Origin of the sequence: Pantoea sp. MHSD4 (assembly GCF_021043305.1) — a bacterium.
GTDB lineage: Bacteria > Pseudomonadota > Gammaproteobacteria > Enterobacterales > Enterobacteriaceae > Pantoea > Pantoea eucalypti.
Window position 1 is genome coordinate 36,882 of record NZ_JAJNDH010000001.1, and the last position, 15,569, is coordinate 52,450.

The window sequence follows — 15,569 nt, forward strand, 5'->3', positions numbered from 1 at the left end:
TCGTGGCATGGCTCAAAAGGAGATTATTTCGTGTTTGGGCAGGAGCTGTAAAGGGGGAAGGGCGTCAGCGCACATCTTCAGGCGTTGAGCATTTTATACTGAGCAAAAAACGATTCCCCTCCTGATAACTGATCGCCGGGCTGTAACGCCATCGACACGTCGTAGCAAGACGGTTTCCTGCCAGGCGCGTGAGGAGATGCCCGATGAGCACTCTCCTGAAAAGCCTCGCGCTGTTCAGCGCGAGTTCAGAGTGGAACTGATGAAGATCAGCTTGCCGGTCTGCATCACGCGATTACGCTCTCAATCGGCTCGATAATACATTCCGGATGCGCCTGCAGCCGCGCGAAAGCCTCGGCATACGAGGGCATCGAGTCGGCTGCGCCGGCACGTTCGACACAGAGTGAGGCAAATGCCGCAGCAAATCGCGCCGCCTGGGGCAGATCCTCGCCGGACGCGAGCCGGGCGGCAAGCGCGCCATTAAACGCGTCGCCAGCACCTGTGGTATCGCGCGGCTGTGCCGGAAAAAGCGGAATACGCTGCTGCTGCGCAGGTGTAGAGAGCAGGGCGCCAGCAATGCCCAGCGTGATAATGACCTGACGCGCACCCTTACGATGCAGTACCTCTGCGGCGCGACGTGCGCTGGCAAAATCAGTAACGGTTACCCCGCTAAGCTGGCTCGCTTCCGTGCTGTTAGGCGTCAGCAAATCAACCTTTGCCAGCAGCGCATCGCTGATTTTTTGCCACGGCGCCGGGTTGAGAATCACAAAGGTGCCGCTGGCACGCGCGTTATCAACCATGCGTTGAATGGCACTCAGGTTGTTTTCCAGCTGTACCAGCAGAATATCGGCAGCGGCTACAGTAGGCTGGCAGCGCGTGACCTCTGCAGCGGTCACGGTGGTATTGGCGCCCGGATAGACAGAAATCATATTTTCAGCGTCGTCGCCTGCGACGTAAATCAGCGCGTTACCGGTGGGTTTCTCTTTACAGGTAAACAGCGTAATGGCGTCAAAGCCGGTTTTCTCCAGATGACGTCGCGCGAAAAGGCCAAAATCGTCATTGCCCACTTTACCGATGTAGTGCACCCGAGCACCAGCGCGCAGCGCCGCCGTGGCCTGATTGGCGCCTTTACCGCCCGCGCCCATCATGCTGTTGTGCGCTGTCAGCGACTCCCCTGGTAGTGGAAAGCGACGCATCACGGCAACAACATCGAGGTTAAAGGAACCGAAAACACATACTTTTCCTTTCATCCTGCGCTCCTGAACAGGCGTTCGGCGGCGAGACAGGCACCGCGACAGCCCGTGTAGTCGGTTGAGTGGCTGAAAATGATCTTCAGGTTTTCGCGCGTGACCGGTGGCCGAAGATGCTGCTGAATCTGGTTGCGCAGCAACGCCAGCGGAAAATCAGCCATCGCCAGCACACCGCCGCCGAGGATCAGATATTCCGGGTCGAGTATATTCATCTCAGTTGCAATCAGCTGCGCCAGCCGTCGCACAAATGCCTGAAGTTCAGGCTGGTCGCCGTGATGGGTAAACAGCGCAGAAATAGGCGTGTCGGCGGCGTTCAGTGCGGCCCAGTGACTCAGCCAGTGGCCTGAGGTCAGGGTCTCCGCACAGCCGCGATTACCACACGGGCAGGGAAGATCATTGCCTGCCACCGGCACATGCCCCAGTTCGCCAGCACCGCCATGCTCGCCATGATAAAACTGGCCATTGAGCCACAGACTGTTGCCCATTCCGGTGCCGGGATAGAGGCCGACGGCGTTATCCGGCAGTTGCTCCAGCTGCAGCAGATCCCACAGCATCAGATGGTTCACATCTTTGTCCATCGCCACGGGCACACCGAGCTCCGCTGCCAGACGTGCCGCCACAGGCTGGTGGTCCAGCGCCTGGATAAAAGGCAGCGAAATCACCTGCGTTCTGTCGCGGCTGAGGATACCCGGCAGGCCCAGCATAATGCTGCTGACTGGCTGCTGTTCCAGCGTATCATCAATAAGCTGAGCCAGTGCCTGCAGCGCGTCGGGCTGCCGGGCCCAGCTGGCGGTGGGCACCTTGCGAAAGCTGCTCCAGACACCTCCCGCTTCCATGAGCTGCAGCCGGGTACCGGTGCCGCCAATGTCGATACCAAGCCAGCGCGGTTTCATGCAGACACCTGCGCCAGCCCCTGGGCTTCATCAATGCTGTCGCGCATCATCTTCCAGGCGGTGGCTAAATCGTCATGAATGTTAAATAAGCCCGAGGTACCGACAATCAGGACTTCTGCGCCCGCGCCAATAAGCTGGTGATAAGTGCGGGTGTTACAGGAGCCATCGATTTCGATCAGATAGTGATATCCGTGCTGCTGCTTCAGTGCTTTCAGCTCACGCACCTTTTCAACCATTTCCGGGATAAAAGGCTGGCCGGCGTAGCCCGGATCTACCGTCATCACGGTGATCTTGTCGAGCAAATGGATATAGTGCTGAATATATGAGATTGGGGTGGCTGGATTGAGCACCACGCCCACTTTTTTACCATAACTGCGGATCAGATTAATGACGCGAAACGCGTCGCGGTTGATCGTCTCCGCGTGCGGACAGATATAGTCAGCCCCCGCTTTTGCAACCGCCTCGATAAAATTAGTCGGCTCTTCCACCATCAGATGCACGTCGATCGCCACGCGGGTGAAAGGACGGATCTGCTCAATGAAGAAAGGGGAGAGTGTTATATTTTTAACGTAATGACCATCCATGATATCCACATGAAGAAAGTCAGCGCGCGAGTCGAGAACCTGTAGCTGGTGCTTGATCTCCATCAGGTTCATACACATCAGTGACGGGGAGATTTGAGTACGCATCATACTTCCTTCTTTTCAGACAGAGGATTAAGCACCGCGGCCAGCCTGCTGAGCTTTACTGCACGGTGTTCGTTGAATCGGGTTTTAAATTGTTTAAAGGCGAGGACCACAATCAATACCGCGCCCCACATTGCCAGGCTGACGTGCTGACTGATGTTCATCAGATTGAAACCGGTTGAAAGTACCTGTAGCGCAATCAGTGCCAGCACCACACCGGTGACGCGACCGAATCCGCCGTTGGGATCGGTGCCGCCAAGAATAATCGCCAGCACCGTCAGTAACAGATAAGCATCGCCGTAACCCATGCGCGCGGAGTTAAAGCGCGCCATCATAATCAGACCTGCCAGTACGCAGAGCAGGCTGGAGATCACATAGACCAGCATCACCATGCGATGGGTATTGATGCCGCTGAACCAGGTGGCGTTGATATTGCTGCCGCCCATGTAAATGCATTTTCCCGCGCGGGTTTTACCGAGAAACAGTGCCAGTAGCGCGGCGGCGATCAGGAATACCCAGAGCGGCAGCGGCATACCCAGCAGCGTATCAGCACCCAGCGCCTGTACCACCGGCGGCATGCCGCTGACGGCAGCCCCTTTGGTCAGCCAGATACCGATACCGTTCAGCGTCATCATCGTTGCGAGTGTGACCAGAATCGGGTGCGCGCCGATTCGCGTTACCATCAGACCCGTTACCACGCCGATTACGGCGGCGATCAGCATGGCGCCAATGATGGCGATGAACAGCCAGAGCAATTGCAGCGCCATGCCGGCTCCGGCGGGCAGGGCGCTCATCAGCGTCCAGGCGATAAACAGCGCCGTCAGGTTAGCGGTCGCGATAATGGCAAGGTTCAGGCCGCCGCTGAGGATGGCGATAAACATCGCCAGTGTGAGTAAGCCCAGCTCCGGCAGCTGAAATGCCATACTCATAAAGGTTGAGTCGGTCAGGAAGCGACCCGGCAGCATCACCGTAAAGATGGCCAGCGCCAGCGCGATAAGCAGCATCAGGCCGATGTTGGTGCCGTCCGGGCGCAGTGCAGTCAGTGATTTCATCATCAGTGCCCTCTGTCACACGAAACTGACGTCAGTTTCTTTGCGTTTTTTGTAATGGGTCACGGCGATCGCAATCATGATGACGCCGCCAACCACGATATTCATGAAGTAGTTCGATACTCCCACCAGATTGAGGCCGTTCTTCAGAATGGCGATCAGGAAAACCCCCATCAGTGTGCCGCTGACTGTGCCTTTGCCGCCCATCAGGCTGGCGCCGCCCAGCACTGTCGCCGCCAGGACATCAAGCTCACCGCCAACCAGCGCATTCGGCACCACTTCGCCCATGCGATAGACCTGTACCAGCCCGCCAATCGCCGCCATCGCGCCCAGCCAGCCATAGGCGAAAACGTGGATCAGTCCAACGCGAATACCAATACGACGGGCTGACTCCGCATCCCCTCCGACGGCGTAAAGCTGACGGCCCAGATTGGTTTTGTTCAGCAGCAGGGCCGTTACTGCAGCAATCAGCAGCATCGTGACCAGGGGCAGGCCCACCTGAAAGCTCTCTCCCTGCCAGCTGAACGGCAGCACGTTGCGCAGCGTGATCCACCACTCCGGCAGCGAATAGAGGCTGCGGCCACCGGTTACCCACATCAGCAGTCCGAACAGCAACGATTGCATGCTGATGGTGATGATGATGGAGACCACCCGCAGCGTGGTAATCAGGAGCGCATTGATTACGCCGAACAGCGTGCCGCACATCACCGCCAGCACAATGCTGAGCAGCGCATTATCGAACTGGAACTGCACAAAGAGTGACGCAAGCAGGTACTGCACCACGGAGGCGACAGCCGCAAAGGAGATATCGATACCGCCGGTGACCAGCACCACAAACAGACCCAGTGCAAAGATGCCGGTGACGGCATAGCTCTCAGCCAGATCCAGCAGATTCTGCATGGTGAGAAACTGATCGCTGGCAACCGAGAAAAACAGAATGAATGCCAGCAGTACCCAGGCGAGCCAGCCCTGACTGGAGTGCGGACGAAAACGGGAAAAGTCAGGCATTGATCACCTCCGCCAGCTGCTGCTGCTCGACGCTATCAGGTTGGTATTCGGCATGGATCGTGCCATCGCGGAAATGCAGGATGCGGTCGCAGTTGTACCAGACCTCTGGCACTTCATCGGAGATCAGAATGATCGACAGGCCCTCTTTCGCCAGCTCATGGATCAACTGGTAAATACTGGCCTTGGCACCCACATCTACCCCAACGGTAGGCGAGTCGAGGATCAGAATTCGCGGCTGGGTCAGCACCCATTTCGCCAGCACAATTTTCTGCTGATTGCCGCCGGAGAGGGTAGAAATGGCGAGGTTCGGATCGGCCACGCGCACGCCAAGCTGCTGGATCCACTGCAGGATCAGCTTGTTCTTGCGGTATTCATCAATCAGGTGAAACCGGTTCTGGAGTTTGTCGAGGATCGGCAGCACCATGTTGTCTGCCACAGACTGCTGCTGCACCAGGCCCAGCGTCAGGCGATCTTCCGACACATAGCCGATACCCGCTTTGATTGCATCTTCATGGCCGCGAAAGCGTACCGGCTTACTGTCGAGCCAGATTTTACCGCTGTCGGGACGTGTCATGCCGAATAGTGAGAGTGCCAGTTCAGTGCGTCCGGAGCCGAGCAGGCCGCACAGCCCAAGCACCTCGCCTTCATACAATTTAAAATTGACGTTGTGATACTGGCCGGCGCGGGTTAAATCCTCTATCTCCAGAATGGCGCGGTCATCGTTGCGTGTCGGCGCTTTCAACTGATAGTCGAGTTTCAGACCGGTCATCAGCTCCGTCAGGTGGTGCGGCGTCATCTCCTGCGCGGGCCAGCAGCCCATTTTGCGCCCGTCACGGATTACCGTAACGCGGTCAGAAATCTCCAGCACTTCATCAAGCCGGTGGCTGACAAACACCACGCAGATATTTTTGTCTTTCAGATAGCGTACGGTTCGCAGCAGCTGATTTACTTCGGTTCGGGTCAGGGAGGCGGTGGGTTCATCCATGATCACCAGCCGCGCATCGGCGACCAGGGCACGGCAGATCGCCACCTGCTGACGCTGCGCGATGGAGAGCGCTGCGACCTTTTCATCCAGATTCAGGTCGAACTTCAACTCATTAATAATGCTGCGCGCGCTTTCCTGCAGCCGCGCGCGGTGGTGCCAGCGCAGCAGGCCGTTGAGGTTATGCTCAAAGGCGATGTTCTCTGCCACGCTCAGGTTGGGAAACAGCGACAGATCCTGATAAATCACCTGGATACCGAAGTCGCGCGCCTGCCGGGTAGTAAGGCGCGGCAGTGGCGCGCCGTCGCACAGGGTGATGCGGCTGCCGCTGTCCGGGGCGTGCACCCCGGAAATCACTTTGATCAGAGTGCTCTTGCCACAGCCGTTGGTGCCAGCGAGACAGTGCACTTCGCCTGCCAGTAAGGTCAGGGAGATATCGCTCAGCGCGCGGTTACCACCAAATGTTTTCGACAGGTTATCGAGCGCAATCAGTGTCTGTGGAGTGACCTCTTGCATATCAAAGCCCCATTTTTACCAGTTTTGGCAGGTTTTCTTTATCCAGACTCTCTGTGTTGTTACCGAGAATGGTGTGGCTCTTTTCATCCACTTTTACCTTGCCCAGCCCCTCAATCGTCATACCGTCAGTAATCGGCTCTTTCTTCTGCATCATGTCGGCAATACGCACAAAGACTTCGCCTGCGGTCTCAGGATTCCAGATGTAGCCGCCTTTGATGGCGTTACGCTGAACCAGGGAGGCACCCTGTCCCGGACTGAAAGAGCCAAGGACACAAACCTGATCGATTTTTTTACGGTTCATGACCGCACGTCCGGCACCGATTGGCCCCTGCGAACCAAACGCCAGGATGCCTTTCAAATCCGGATATTTAGACATCAGCTCATTCGTGGTACGGATGGAGTCATCCAGTGATTCACCAACGCCAAATTTGTCGGTGACCAGCTGCATTTTGGGGTAGTGCTCTTTCTGATAAGCGAGTGCAGCGTCAGTCCACTGCTGATGCAGCGGCACCGTCAGGCTGCCCACATACATGGCGTATTTGCCTTCATCGTGCATGCACTTCGCCAGTGCTTTCATATGATTGATGCCATGGGTTGTCGCATCGACCAGTTCAAAATCCCAGTTGGCGCCCTGCTGACCGGGAGACTCATGGGTAATGACTTCGATACCGGCATCGCGTGCCCGTTTCAGCACCGGCTCCAGCACTTTTGGATCGTTGGGGACCACGCCGATGATATCGACTTTCTGCGCAATCAAATCTTCAATGGCACGCACCTGAAGTGCCGGGTCAGCGGCAGTAGGGCCGACCATCCACGCATCAATACCGCGCTTCGCTGCTTCACTTTTAATGCCGGTTTCCATGGCATTGAACCAGGGAATACCGCCAATTTTGACCACAATACCCATACGCAATTTATCAGCAGCTTGCGCGCCCGTGGCGGCAAACAGAGCAAGTAAAGAGCAGGCGATAAGATGTTTTTTCATACAGACTCCGGGTTAATTTTTAATTAGCTGCATGGATTGATAACGCTGTGAACAGACGATGACATTAACGCCATTCCACGCCAGTTCCTGTTCAAGCTCTTTATCTTTTAATTGGTCAGTAATAAGAAAATCGACATCGCGGTAATGACATATCCGGGCAAACGAGGGCCGCAGAAATTTACTGCCATCCATTAAAAGATGTTTTTTTTCGGCGGCCAGCAGCATCTGTTGTTTCAGGTGCGCATTATTCTCATTGCCTTCGCGTAAATATCCGTCGTTACCCAGACTGCTACAGGAAAAAAATATTTTATTAATCTGAAATTCCCGCAGTGGTTGCTCAGCCACCACCCCATGGAAAGCCTCATCACGATCGGAATATTCACCGCCCAGACAGATAGTGCGAATACTGCCGCGAGCGGCAAGCGTCTGTACGATGCGCAGCGAATTGGTTAATACCGTTAATTCAATGTCTGGCAACTGTCGCGCCAGATACCAGCAGGTGGTACTGCTATCCAGTAAAATACAGTCGCCGGGGCTGATAAAGTCGAGCGCGCGTTTGGCAATAATCATTTTTTCATCAACGTGCTCGTTAATTCGCTGCCGAAAAGATAATTCACTTTGGTTAGCGATTCTGCTATTTCCTTGTGTGCCAGTGTTCTGTTTTTTTATCAGAACGGCGCCGCCATGGCTGCGTTGTAATAAACCGCGCTTTTCAAGCTGGCTTAAATCACGCCGAATTGTTTCCTGTGAAACCTGACACAGAGTGACCAGTTCTGAGACAATTACCCGGCCATTTATATTAATCTCATTAATAATTCTTTGCTGTCTTTCAATCGGCAACATACTTATCCTCCGATGGATATAAAGTACTGGAAGCAGACACGGGAAAATGTGGACTGGGCAGGAGTCCACGTGGGTAAATTGCGCTGCCGTTTATAAGGTGATGAAGTCGAAATATTTCATGAAAAATATTGCGGCTCATTACATTATTTAGTGATTTTGCTCACATAATTAGCCTTATACGGCAGGTAGCAATCACCAAAAGGGTTAATAAACTATATAGACATTGTTGCTATGGCGTGACTGTTTATGACCGTTTGTGTGGGTTTGACCGTTTAAATCCACACCTGACTTTCTCAGCGTTCCTGTTAAGGCACCTGAGGGTGATGGAAAGAGAAAAAATAACAGACTCAGTCCTGGTGATTCAGACGAAAATCAAGCTGTTCCGGCAATGGTTCTTCCGCTGAGTGGTTTCTGCTTTTATGATCACGAGACTGCCGTAATGGAATGCGCAGCCTCGTTCACGCTTTTCATCTTTCAGTTTTGTGACTCTCTGACCGTTGTTTGTGGGCGCTTTAGTGCGCTCAATCACCGGGCTGCGTACAAATGTAAATGTAATTGATAATAGTTATCGTTTACATTATTGTTTGACCCTCTTCAGGGAAACGCAAAGGAATCAGAAGAAGATGAATTATCCTCAGAAACTAGTAAAAGTGCTTTCTGGCAAGCAGATGGTTGCCGGATTCGCAGGCCTCACGTTCTGCTTGCTCAGTGTAACGGCACAGGCGGTCACCGTCACAGACGTTGCGGGACGCACGGTTACCGTGCCGGATGATGTTCAGCGTGTGGTACTCGGAGAAGGCCGCTTGTTCTTCGCGCTTTCGCTGCTTGAGGGCCAGAAACCGTTTGACCGAATCGTCGGCTGGCAGGGCGATTTCCGTAAACTTGACCCGCAAACCTACGCCACCTATCGGGCGAAGTTCCCGCAAATCGACAACATCCCGTTGATCGGCACGACCAGTGCCGACACCATCAGCCCTGAAAAAGTGCTGACGCTGAATCCGCAGCTGGCGATTTTCGGTCTCTCGGGTCACGGTCCGGGCAAAGGAAGTGAGCTGGTGAAACAGCTGCAAAACGCCGGTGTGCCCGTGGTGTTTGTGGACTTCCGCACCTCTCCGCTCAAAAACACTCTGCCGAGTATGGAACTGCTGGGGAAAGTACTGAACCGCGAGAAACAGGCGCAGGAGTACATCCGCTTCTATCAGGAGAATATTAAACGCGTCACCGATGTCACCCGCGATATCCCTATGCAGGATAAACCGAAAGTCTTTATCGAACTGCGGGCCTCCACAGCAGATGAATGTTGCCGCTCAGCCGGTAACGGCAACATGGGTGATTTTATCGATCTGGCGGGTGGCGTGAATATCGCCAAACCTCTGCTGCCGGGCGCGCTCGGTCAGGTGAATCTGGAAAAAGTCATTGCCGCGCAGCCGGATGTCTATCTGGTCAGTGGAGGTGCCAGACCACCGAAAGCGGGTGATCCGCAGCCGGTCAGTTTAGTGCTGGGCGCGCAGACCACACCAGAACAGGCGAGCGCCAGCCTGAAGCCGCTGCTGGCGCGTAAAGGCATCAGCACGCTGAAAGCCGTGCAAGAGGGGCGCAGTTTTGGCATCTGGCACAACTATTACAACTCTCCCTATAACGTGCTGGCCGTTCAGTACTTTGCCAAAGCATTTTATCCGCAAAAGTTTGCCGGGCTCGATCCGCAGAAAACACAAAAACAACTTTATAAACAGTTCCTCGCTGTCGAACCGACCGGCACTTACTGGACAGAGTAAAAGGAACTTTGCCCCGGCTGCCGGGGCGTTTTACCTCTCGGAGAGAAGAAATGGTTAAGACTAAATTTACACCTGCCGTTAAAGCGGGGCTGTTTGCACAACTGATTACTGCCACGATGCCGGTGATGGCGGAAGAGGCCAGCGAGGTGAAAGAAAATGAAGATCAGATGGTGGTTACGGCCTCCTCTGTCGAACAAAATCTCAAAGATGCCCCTGCCAGTATCAGCGTAATCACTCGCGAAGATCTGCAGAGAAAACCGGTACAAAACCTCAAAGAGGTGCTGAAAGACGTTCCCGGCGTACAGCTCACCAATGAAAGCGATAACCGACAGGGTGTCAGCATTCGCGGACTGGGCAGCAGCTACACGCTGATCCTGGTCGACGGCAAACGCGTGAATTCCCGCAACGCGGTTTTCCGCCATAACGATTTTGATCTGAGCTGGATCCCGGCAGAATCGATCGAACGTATTGAAGTGGTGCGCGGGCCGATGTCCTCTTTATATGGATCCGATGCGCTGGGTGGTGTGGTCAACATCATCACCCGTAAAGTCGGCACCGAGTGGCACGGCACGCTGAGCGCAGACACCACCGTTCAGGAACACCGCGATCGCGGTGACAGCGGCAACGGCAATTTCTTTGCCAGCGGCCCGCTGGTTGACGATTTACTGGGCGTGAAAGTTTATGGTGCGCTGGGTAAACGCAATAAAGATCAGGCCAGTTCCGCCAGTGGCAGCACTGGTCAGCCGCGCATTGAAGGTTACACATCGCGCAATGCTAATGTGGAATTCTCACTGACGCCGGATAAAGATCAGGACATCACGTTCGGTTACGGGATGGATCGTCAGGATCGGGATTCCGACACGCTGGATAAAAACCGTATCGAGCGCGAAAACTACTCGCTCGGCCACGCTGGCCGCTGGGGAGTGGCGAATACCGAACTGCGTTTCTACGGTGAAAAAATCGAAAACAAAAACGCCGAAACCATTACCTCGAAAAACAATTCTCTCGACGGCAAAGTCGTGATCCCGCTGGGTGATTACACTCAATTCCTGACGTTCGGCGGTGAATACCGCAACGATAAGCTGGAAGATGCGGTAAATATGAAAAATGGCGGCAGCGTGCAGGCTAATCAGTACGCGCTGTTCCTGGAAGATGAATGGCACATCTTCGAAAACCTGACGCTGACTGGCGGCGTACGCATGGATGACCACGAGGACTACGGCGTCAACTGGAGCCCGCGTGCCTATCTGGTCTACAACGCCACCGATACGGTCACAGTGAAAGGCGGCTGGGCATCCGCTTTCAAAGCGCCTTCTCTGCTTCAGCTGAGCCCGGACTGGCTCAGTGGTTCATGCCGCGGGAGCTGCAATGTGGTGGGCAATAAGGATCTGAAAGCAGAAACCAGCGAAAGCATGGAGTTCGGACTCTATTACGCCGGTCAGAGAGGGTGGCTTGAAGATGTTACCGCCAGCGCGACGGTGTTTCAGAACGACATTGACGACATGATTACGGTTATCCGCACCGCCAACCGCAGTCTGGCGCCATCCTATCCAAACTTTGCCGGATTTGATGCCAGCGGCAATCCGATCTTCCGCTATTACAACGTGAATAAAGCACGGATCCGCGGGCTGGAAACGGAGCTCGGTCTGCCGGTCGCCGACAAGCTGAATCTCCGGCTGAATTACACCTACAATGACGCCCGCGATCTGAGTAACGGCGGCAACAAACCGCTGTCTGAACTGCCGTTCCACACGACAAATGCGACGCTTGACTGGAAACCGCTGGAGGACTGGAGCTTCTATCTTTCCGCGAATTACAAAGGCAAGAGCCGCACGGTGACCGATGGCAATGCAACACCAGGCGGATATACCACCTGGAATACCGGCGGGTCATATCAGGTGAACAAAGCGGTGAAAATCCGTGCTGGCGTTCTGAACCTGACCGATAAAGATCTCAACCGCGACGACTACAGCTATAACGAAGATGGCCGCAGATATTTCGCGGCTGTTGATTACAGTTTCTGATCGTCAGCGCCGGCCGGGACATCAGCAGTCCCGGCTGTTTTTGCGCTTTAAGTGGTTACTACGGGTTTCCTCAGAGCCTGACATCAGAATCAATGCGTCCTGACGATGCATTGTAAGAACGCAGAAGATGCCTGTTCAGTTCTGATCTCATTCAGCGATGTCACTCACCGACAATTAATGTGCACGATTATTATGCGCGTGCATAAAGCGTGCACGCCAGGGCTTGAGCACCCACAACGCCAGACCGGCCGTGATAAAGTCGAAGGTAATTGCGCAGCCAAAGACCAGGTGCCAGTTATGGGTGTGCTGATACATCAGCGCCGCCAGCGGGCCACCAAAGATCGAGCCAATTCCCTGAGACATATAGAGCCAGCCATAGTTTGTGGAGGCATTTTCACTGCCAAAAGTGTCTGTGAGTGTGGAGGGGAACAGCGAGAATATTTCACCCCACCCGAAGAACACGACGCCTGAAAGCAGTACGAACAGCACGGGATCTTCACGGCAGGCGAGCCACAACGTCATCGCGACACCTTCCAGTGCGAAGGCAATAAACATGGTATTTTCGCGGCCGTAGCGGTCGGAAATAAAACCAAACAGGGGACGCGTTAAACCATTGGTGAAACGGTCGATGGTCAGCGCCAGGGGCAGGGCGGCCATACCGAAAACGACAGCTTTGCTGATGCCGAAGTCTTCGGCAAAAATCGCCATCTGCGAAGTGACCATCAACCCTGAGGTCGACATCATGGTCATCATCATGAACATCAGCCAGAACAGCGGCTGGCGCAGCATTTCTCTGGATTTAAACTGGCGCTGGCCTCGTACGGGTGACGATGTGTTGCTGACCGGCATCATCGCGCTGCTTTCAGGCAGCCTCAGGTTCTGGCTGGCGAGAAGGCCCACAGCGGCGAAGATGAGACCAAATGTCGTCATCGTCTGTTCCAGCCCGTAGCTATTAAGAGAAATGGAAATCGGGAAGGTGGTAAAAATCGCACCCATGCCATAGCCTGCCGCCACTGTTCCGGCGGCAAAACCGCGTTGCTGTGGAAACCACTTCATCACCAGTCCCACTACGCCGATATACACAATCCCCGTCCCCAGTCCGCCCAGGCAGCCATAGACCAGATAGAGAGCCGTCAGGCTATCGACCCGGGCCGCGATTACCCAGCTGAAGCCCGCCATCAGCGTACCGATGGAGATCAGCAGACGTGGACCAAAGCGCTCAACCAGCCGGCCCTGGAAGGGTGAAAAAAAGGTCTGCAGAATAATCAGCAGCGAGAACGTGACCTGCAGTTCCGCCAGCCCGACGCCGAGTTTGGCAATCATCGGTTTGGTTAACAGCGTCCAGACGTACTGCGGGCTGGAAATAGCCGCCATGCAAATGAGTCCAAGCAGAAGCTGCACCCATTTGCTGTTTTTCGCTATTACCACCGGTTCGCTTATCGAGGTCATTATTATGTCTCCACTTTACGCTCTGCTACACAGCTGAAATCAGTCTGCTCTGTTTACACACTGTTCTGGCATTGCGCAGATCCAAACCGTTGCCTGCTGCTAATGCCAGATTACTGAGACCGATATGCCGGTACATAGGTGTATAAAGAGAATTAAGCAGAAAATGTGCCAATAAAAATAACCATTAATATCAACATGTAATAAGATGGCTTAGAGGTTTAGTGTGATGAAGTGCAAAGATTTAGTGCGCTGAGATGGTGCGTGGGAAAGCGCTGGTGGTCAGAAAGGTAGCCGGTGGTTTTGGTTTTTAGGATGATGCGCTGAGAGGGGCTGTCGTAAAGAGCTTTAACCGGTGGCTGAAAGATTGGGTATGGAATGGGTAGATTCTGACTCTAGGAAAAAACTGGAAACACAAATAGCCCGTAGGGTTTTCAGGAGTTCGATGATGGAGCTGGTAATCATGAACCAGGAAAATCTACTCCTGAAAGCCTTATTTCTCTGAAGAGATCTGACGAACAGTCATCAGGAATTCATGAGCAGTGGTTTCCCAAAGTTCAGGGGCAAAATCAAACCCATATCGTTTCCTGAATTCCTCTTCGACATTGCCACCATAGGCTGAGATAAAATCATCAACTTCTTCAACGAGATCATTAAGCATCCAGTCTGGTACTGACTTTTTGAACAGCCGCACTATGCCTTCGATCGTATCCTCGCCATCATTGATGATGTCTGCATTCTGATTGAAATAACCGAAAATCAGTTGGTCAGGAAAGTAGAATTTTTGCATTTTGTACCTGTAAATCCGGGAATGCTGTGAGAATGTAGTAGGGTTTGCCGTTATATTGTTGAAATTCGATAACAACTCTCACATTTTTCATGACTATTCGCTGGCTACCTCTGCGCCGGAAACCATAGCCGATCGCTTTGCCAGATGTATTGCGAATAGTCAGCCTGCCTCCGCCCAACACCGATTTATTACGTCACGGTTAGCGAAAAGCGCTTTTGATATAGCTTCTTCTGCTGACCGTACCTGTGATCCAGTCACTTCTTCCGGGCGTGAAGGTGAACGGCCAGCGCGTCACAAAGGTGCAGCTGTACAGCGACACCATGACAATCACCTGGACGCCGCGAAATCGTACAACAAGCCAGCCGGTGCTGAGTTTCTGCCAAAGTTCGACAATTGAAAAGAGTGAAAAGGATTTCAGGAATTTTTAGTAATAGGATCTCCAAAAGGAGCTAAAGAAAAACATAACTTATTTTTATAGCTTAAAATAATTCTGTTTATGTATATTTAAATGGCTCGTCTTTTAGATAACATGTTTATAATTATAATCGTTAAATAACTATATAAATCAATTTTTAACATGGGGTCTAATTAGTGGTGGTGCTGGAATATAGTTCCAATGGAAATCCTGCGTCAGATTAGATATTCTCAACCCTGGACATAATTTGCTTATAAGGAAGAGTATGGACGCAAAGCAAATTGCTTATGGAATTGTGGATGGTATGTCATCGATTCCTTCGGGCATGTATCAGGGGGTTATAAGAACGTGGCAGGGTAGCGGCCTTGCCGGGAGCGATCTTAAGAACCGGAATCGAAGGGAAACAGAACGATTTATGCGGTTGGTTAAGGCCACTACAGACAGGCATGAACCAATCCGACAACTGATTACTATTGTGATTTTCGATTTTTATGCAAAGCTCGATAATGAGAGTAAGCAAGCTATTGATGGTAAGCTGGGTTATGGTGCTGGCAGGCTAGGGGGAAGGGTAGGTTCACAATTTATTCTGGCCCAGTTTATAGCTAAAAAAATATTAACTCGTATCGTTACTGCTGAGACCTTCAAGCGGTTTGTGAGAGTTGGTTCGTCGCTATCGTTGAACCTTCTCATGATTCAAGGGTTAATCGAAGAGGCTTCACTCGCATCAAGACGGATGAAAAGCAGATTTCCAAAGACTTATTCTAAGGTTTCCCGACTGAATTTGGATATGGTCTATTTTCTAGTTGAGAAGCCACTTGAACCCTATCTGATGTACATCAACAGCCATACGTTAATGTGTAAAGGTATACAGAATGAACTCTGCAAAATCATTTCTACTAAAATTTGTTAA

Annotated in this window: 14 protein-coding genes; 3 read left to right on the forward strand and 11 right to left on the reverse strand. The window is 53.0% G+C overall.

Annotated elements, in window-relative coordinates:
* Positions 1 to 284 precede the first annotated feature (284 nt).
* The 8 genes from LQK91_RS00175 to LQK91_RS00210 are packed head-to-tail and all read right to left on the reverse strand — an operon-like array spanning position 285 to position 8,209.
* Positions 285 to 1,247: a ribokinase gene (locus LQK91_RS00175; RefSeq protein WP_003850334.1), complete on the reverse strand. Its 963-nt coding sequence runs from the start codon at positions 1,245 to 1,247 to the stop codon at positions 285 to 287.
* Positions 1,244 to 2,140, reverse strand: a complete 897-nt coding sequence (gene alsK, locus LQK91_RS00180; RefSeq protein WP_105098875.1) for an allose kinase — start codon at positions 2,138 to 2,140, stop codon at positions 1,244 to 1,246. The genes LQK91_RS00175 and alsK overlap by 4 nt, the downstream gene beginning before the upstream one ends.
* Entirely contained in the window at positions 2,137 to 2,829 is a 693-nt protein-coding gene (gene alsE, locus LQK91_RS00185) for a D-allulose 6-phosphate 3-epimerase (RefSeq protein WP_003850331.1), read from the reverse strand. Before alsE ends, alsK begins: the two co-directional genes overlap by 4 nt.
* Positions 2,829 to 3,878: an ABC transporter permease gene (locus LQK91_RS00190; protein WP_105099276.1), complete on the reverse strand. Its 1,050-nt coding sequence runs from the start codon at positions 3,876 to 3,878 to the stop codon at positions 2,829 to 2,831. Before LQK91_RS00190 ends, alsE begins: the two co-directional genes overlap by 1 nt.
* 15 nt (positions 3,879 to 3,893) lie before the next feature.
* Positions 3,894 to 4,883 (reverse strand): ABC transporter permease, encoded by a 990-nt coding sequence (locus LQK91_RS00195; protein ID WP_008926751.1) that lies wholly within the window; start codon positions 4,881 to 4,883, stop codon positions 3,894 to 3,896.
* Positions 4,876 to 6,381 (reverse strand): sugar ABC transporter ATP-binding protein, encoded by a 1,506-nt coding sequence (locus LQK91_RS00200; protein ID WP_105098876.1) that lies wholly within the window; start codon positions 6,379 to 6,381, stop codon positions 4,876 to 4,878. The genes LQK91_RS00195 and LQK91_RS00200 overlap by 8 nt, the downstream gene beginning before the upstream one ends.
* 1 nt (position 6,382) lies before the next feature.
* Entirely contained in the window at positions 6,383 to 7,366 is a 984-nt protein-coding gene (locus tag LQK91_RS00205) for a substrate-binding domain-containing protein (protein ID WP_003850327.1), read from the reverse strand.
* Between the two features lie 12 nt (positions 7,367 to 7,378).
* Positions 7,379 to 8,209, reverse strand: a complete 831-nt coding sequence (locus LQK91_RS00210; protein WP_105098877.1) for a DeoR/GlpR family DNA-binding transcription regulator — start codon at positions 8,207 to 8,209, stop codon at positions 7,379 to 7,381.
* Between the two features lie 668 nt (positions 8,210 to 8,877).
* Between LQK91_RS00210 and LQK91_RS00215 the strand changes: the two genes are divergently transcribed.
* Both LQK91_RS00215 and cirA read left to right on the forward strand, forming a co-directional pair.
* The gene (locus LQK91_RS00215; RefSeq protein ID WP_231001605.1) at positions 8,878 to 9,984 is read left to right on the forward strand and encodes an ABC transporter substrate-binding protein; all 1,107 of its coding nucleotides are present in this window, start codon (positions 8,878 to 8,880) and stop codon (positions 9,982 to 9,984) included.
* A gap of 50 nt (positions 9,985 to 10,034) precedes the next feature.
* Positions 10,035 to 12,008 (forward strand): catecholate siderophore receptor CirA, encoded by a 1,974-nt coding sequence (cirA, locus tag LQK91_RS00220; RefSeq protein WP_105098879.1) that lies wholly within the window; start codon positions 10,035 to 10,037, stop codon positions 12,006 to 12,008.
* 174 nt (positions 12,009 to 12,182) lie between these two features.
* Here cirA and oxlT read toward each other — a convergent pair whose 3' ends face one another.
* The 3 genes from oxlT to LQK91_RS00235 form a co-directional block, all read right to left on the reverse strand.
* Positions 12,183 to 13,457 (reverse strand): oxalate/formate MFS antiporter, encoded by a 1,275-nt coding sequence (gene oxlT / locus LQK91_RS00225; RefSeq protein WP_105098880.1) that lies wholly within the window; start codon positions 13,455 to 13,457, stop codon positions 12,183 to 12,185.
* Positions 13,458 to 13,947: 490 nt separating this feature from the next.
* On the reverse strand, positions 13,948 to 14,244 hold the full coding sequence (locus LQK91_RS00230) for a contact-dependent growth inhibition system immunity protein (RefSeq protein ID WP_105098881.1): 297 nt from the start codon (positions 14,242 to 14,244) through the stop codon (positions 13,948 to 13,950).
* Positions 14,222 to 14,425 (reverse strand): RNase A-like domain-containing protein, encoded by a 204-nt coding sequence (locus LQK91_RS00235; RefSeq protein WP_231001585.1) that lies wholly within the window; start codon positions 14,423 to 14,425, stop codon positions 14,222 to 14,224. Before LQK91_RS00235 ends, LQK91_RS00230 begins: the two co-directional genes overlap by 23 nt.
* Before the next feature lie 499 nt (positions 14,426 to 14,924).
* On the opposite strand from LQK91_RS00235, the gene LQK91_RS00240 reads away from it, so the two are divergent.
* Positions 14,925 to 15,569 (forward strand): hypothetical protein, encoded by a 645-nt coding sequence (locus LQK91_RS00240; RefSeq protein ID WP_186336231.1) that lies wholly within the window; start codon positions 14,925 to 14,927, stop codon positions 15,567 to 15,569.